General features: G+C 40.3%; 2 protein-coding genes. One reads left to right on the top strand and one right to left on the bottom strand.

Annotation, left to right across the window (positions count from 1 at the left end; translation table 11 throughout):
- The first annotated feature begins 114 nt into the window (after positions 1 to 114).
- Positions 115 to 3126 carry a PAS domain S-box protein gene (locus NTU69_11520; GenBank protein MCX5804137.1) on the top strand — a complete coding sequence of 1004 codons (3012 nt, stop codon included), beginning with the start codon at positions 115 to 117 and terminating at the stop codon, positions 3124 to 3126.
- Positions 3127 to 3326: 200 nt separating this feature from the next.
- Here the strand turns inward: NTU69_11520 and NTU69_11515 are convergent.
- Positions 3327 to 4325, bottom strand: a 999-nt coding sequence (locus NTU69_11515) for a tyrosine-type recombinase/integrase (protein MCX5804136.1), incomplete at its 5' end; no start/stop codon positions are given.

The following is a 4325-nucleotide window of genomic DNA, read 5'->3' as shown; positions in this document are numbered from 1 at the left end:
CAAGTTGTTGAAGTATGTGTGAAACTGTTTAAAAATAATGGGTTTAAATTTGAATAGTTCATTCACAATAGTTTACGGTTAGCAAGAGCCTATTGCCTGTAAGGGGGATAGATTATGGGTAACAAGAATAAAACGAAAGAGCAACTCTTAAGAGAACTGACAGAACTCCTCAAAACAAATGCAGAACTTAAAAATTCAGAAACCACACTAAAAGGAATGGTAGATGGACTCAAGGAAGAGCTCCAGCTATTGAAGATAATGATCGACAATGTACCAAGCCCTGTCTTCTATAAGGACACCAAGGGGGTATATCTCGGCTGTAATAAGGCTTTTGAGGAACTATACAGCATGAAAAGAGAGGAAATCGTAGGGAAATCGGTCATTAATCTCATGCCAGATCGGGAACAGGCATCAGTCCACCACAATATAGATATTGAATTAGTGAAAAACCCGGGCAAGAAAATTTATGAATCATGTACCACACTTGCTAACGGAATCACGCGGACGTATATCGATTATAAATCAACATTTACAAAACCTGATGGTACAACCGCCGGGTTAGTGGGGATTTCCATAGACATCACGGAATTAAAACGAATTGAAGAGCAATTGATGAAGGTCAACAGGTGCTTTTTAAGTTTTACCACAAATGCATCTGAAAATGTTAATAACATCACTCAATTGTGCGGGGAAGTCTTAGGCGCTGTCTGTGCACTATACAACCGCCTTGACGGGGGTTTACTCTGTTCCATTGGGCAATGGAATGTTCCACCTGATCATAATCCAGCAGATAAAGCTGATGGACATATATGCTATGATGTGATACAGCGTGGCGGGGATGATATATTCATTGTCCGGGACCTTCCACACTCTAAATATTTCAAAACCGACCCTAATGTAGCCCTTTACAATTTAAAAACCTACATGGGGAAAGCAGTCAAAATAGGGAATACACCAATAGGTTCTCTCTGTGTGGTATATCAGAGAGATTTTGTTCCTGGTAAATTTGACAGGAGCATCATGGAAATCCTCGCATCTGCTATAGGTATTGAAGAAGAACGGAGGGTCGCCGAAGAGTCACTCGATAACGAGAAAACAAGATTTATGATGCTCTCAGAAAACGCCCCTTTCGGCATTGCAATGATTGACAATAACGGCCAATATACCTATGTAAATCCAAAATTTACAGAGATATTCGGTTATGACCTGAATGATATCCCCGATGGGAGAACGTGGTTTAGAAAGGCATATCCCGACACAGAGTACAGGCATACTGTCATTGCAAGGTGGAAGAGTGTTCTTGAAAAAGCAAAATTAGGAGAACAAGGGCCGGTGGTCTTCACAGTCACGTGCAAAGACGGTTCAAAGAAGGTGATAAATTTCATTCCTGTAACACTCGAGACAGTTGGAACAATAGTCGCCTTTGAGGATATTACCGAAAGGACGAGGGCGATTGAGGCCTTACAGCAATCCGAAAAACGCATGACTGACATTATCGATTACCTCCCCGATGCAACATTCGTCATCAACAAGCAAGGCACGGTCATTGCGTGGAATAAAGCGATAGAAGAAATGACAGGTGTGATGGCGAAAGACATGGTGGGGAAAGGCAAGTACGAATACGGTATACCCTTCTACGGAACACGAAGACCGATTCTCGTCGATCTCGTCCTCTCGCCAGAGGACGAAACAATTGAAAAGAGGTATCCCCTTGTGAAAAGGGATAAAGACATCCTTTACACAGAACTCTTCATTTCTACATTCGGGAAAAATGGTGCGTATCTCTGGGCAAAGGCGAAACCCCTCTATGACCCCGAGGGAAATGTCGTTGGTGCAATCGAGACAATCCGTGATGTCACCGAGAGGAGAGAGATTGAACAGACACTCCGGATAGAGAGGGAACGGTTTGAAATCCTTGCCGAAAGTGCCCCCTTCGGGCTTGCACTTATGGACAAAAACGGTACAATAAAATACATCAACCAAAAACATAAAACACTTTTTGGATACGATATAAGCGAGATACCAGATGGAAGAACATGGTTCAGAAAGGCATATCCTGATCAAGAATATAGAAAGACCGTAATTGGTGAATGGGTTCATACTGTTGAGAGTGCTCAATTAGGGGAACAATTTCCAAAGGTTTTTACTACAACCTGTAAGGACGGTACGAAAAAAATAGCCAAATTTATGCCCGTGAAACTTGAAACAGGTGAAATCTTAGCGACCTGCGAAGATATCACAGAGAGAACCGTCATGGAAGAGAACCTCAAAAAGGCATACAAGACAACCCGAGATATTACCGATAACGCACCTTTTGGCATCTACGTAATAGATGAAACAGGGAAGATCGAATACATAAACAATGCAATGCTTGAGATTTCAGGGTCTACCCATGAACAGCTAATAGGTACAAACTTATTAAACCTCCCCACTTATAGAGAAATAGGGCTATCTGAAAGGTTTCAAAGAGGCTTAAAGGGTGAATCATTCACAGTGGAATCAGTCAGGTATATCTCTTATTATGGGAAAAAAGAAACGGTGAGAAACTTTATCGGTATCCCCTTAGAGCAAGAGGGGGTAAGGAAGCTCCTCGTAATCGTTGAAGATATAACGAAACAAAAAAGGTTGGAGGAAGAGCTCAAAGGGCTTTCCCTGAAAGATGAACTCACAGGCCTGTATAACAGGAGAGGTTTCTTTACACTCGCTGAACAACACCTCAAAATTGCAGACCGTGTGCAAAAAAAGGTTGTCCTCCTCTTTTCAGACCTCGACAACATGAAATGGATCAATGACAACCTTGGCCATACTGAAGGTGACAATGCCTTAATTGATGCATCCAGCATCCTTAAGGAAACCTTCAGAGAATCAGATATTATTGCGAGAATTGGTGGGGATGAGTTTGTGGTTTTTGCCCTCGAGACACAAAGTGACAAAGAAGAGTATATCCTCAATCGTCTGGAACACAATATCAATCGTTACAACGAACAGGCAAGAAGAAAATTTAAGGTCTCCATGAGTACTGGTATATCACATTATGACCCGGATGCCCCGTGTTCTGTTGACGAATTACTCTCAGAAGCTGATAAGTTGATGTATGAGATGAAAAGGATTAAACAAAAAACATAAGGGTATTCCTTAAGTTTAAAGTGGAAACAATGCCTGAAATCTCAGGACATATTTTTTAAAGTCCCTAACTATAAATAAGAATTGTGAATTATTTAGTCAGAGATTTAAATCTTCCATAAACCATGAGAATTATCAAGGGGTTATAAAAGGTCTTATTCCTCTTTTGTACCCAAACGTGAAAGAAACGTGAAATATTCGGATTAAATCCTTTGAGAATCCTGGTCCATAAGCAGCACAAAAGGTCTTAAACTTTCGGTTGAATGATGGGCATATCTTTGCGTTGTTGCAAGGTTCTTATGGCCAAGAAGTTTAGCTACCGAATATATATCTACACCTTTTTGAACAAGCCTTGTTGCGAAGGTATGTCTGAGGTCGTGAAATCGGAAGTTTTCTATTCCTGCATTTTTTGTAACAAGAGAAAAAACCATGAGCATATTCCCTACTCCTATCCTTGTACCGTTCCCTGTTGTAAAAACATAACCTGATATGCTTCTTATTTTAGATTTTGCAGCAAGTAACGTGTAAATAGTTTGATTTATTGGTATGGACCTTGGTTCCTTATTCTTTGTTTTCAGGATAATAATTATCTTTTGATTGAAATCTATATCTTCCCACCTGAGATCCAGAATTTCACTTTCCCTCATACCTGTATAAAGGGCAACAAGTATTATCTCTAACAACTGCCCTTTTAAGTACCCCTTTGCAAGATCTAAGAGCATTTTTTCCTCATCAGGGGTAAGCCACCTAATTCTTTTGTTGTTTTCTTGAAGCTTACTTACCTTCATACACGGATTTTCATTTGTCCATTCCCACTCCTTCATGGCAAGGTTAAAAGCCTTTGAAAGCATTGAAAAATCTTTATTTATAGATGCAGGTTTTATCCCTTCTTCAAGCCTTTTTTCCATGTATGCGGAAATTGTTTTGGGTGTTATTTCGGAGAGAGACATCATTGAAAAAAATTTTGTAAGGTTGTTCAGCGAAACCTTATAACTTTTTTGCGTGTTTTTCTCCCTCCTAGGTGCATGCTCCCTCATAAACTTTTCCATAAGCTCATCGAGGGTATATGCTTTTGCAGGGTTAATCCCAAACCACTTTCCCTCAACAATCTTTGTAAGAACTTTCCCGTGTATGGCTTCTGCAAGCCTTTTATCTTTTGTGCCTGTACTTTCCCTGTAGGGTTTACTGTTTACGATAAATGA

It is taken from the genome of Pseudomonadota bacterium (genome assembly GCA_026388215.1).
Classification (GTDB): domain Bacteria; phylum Desulfobacterota; class Syntrophorhabdia; order Syntrophorhabdales; family Syntrophorhabdaceae; genus JAPLKF01.
This window is presented reverse-complemented; position numbering and strand designations above follow the sequence as displayed.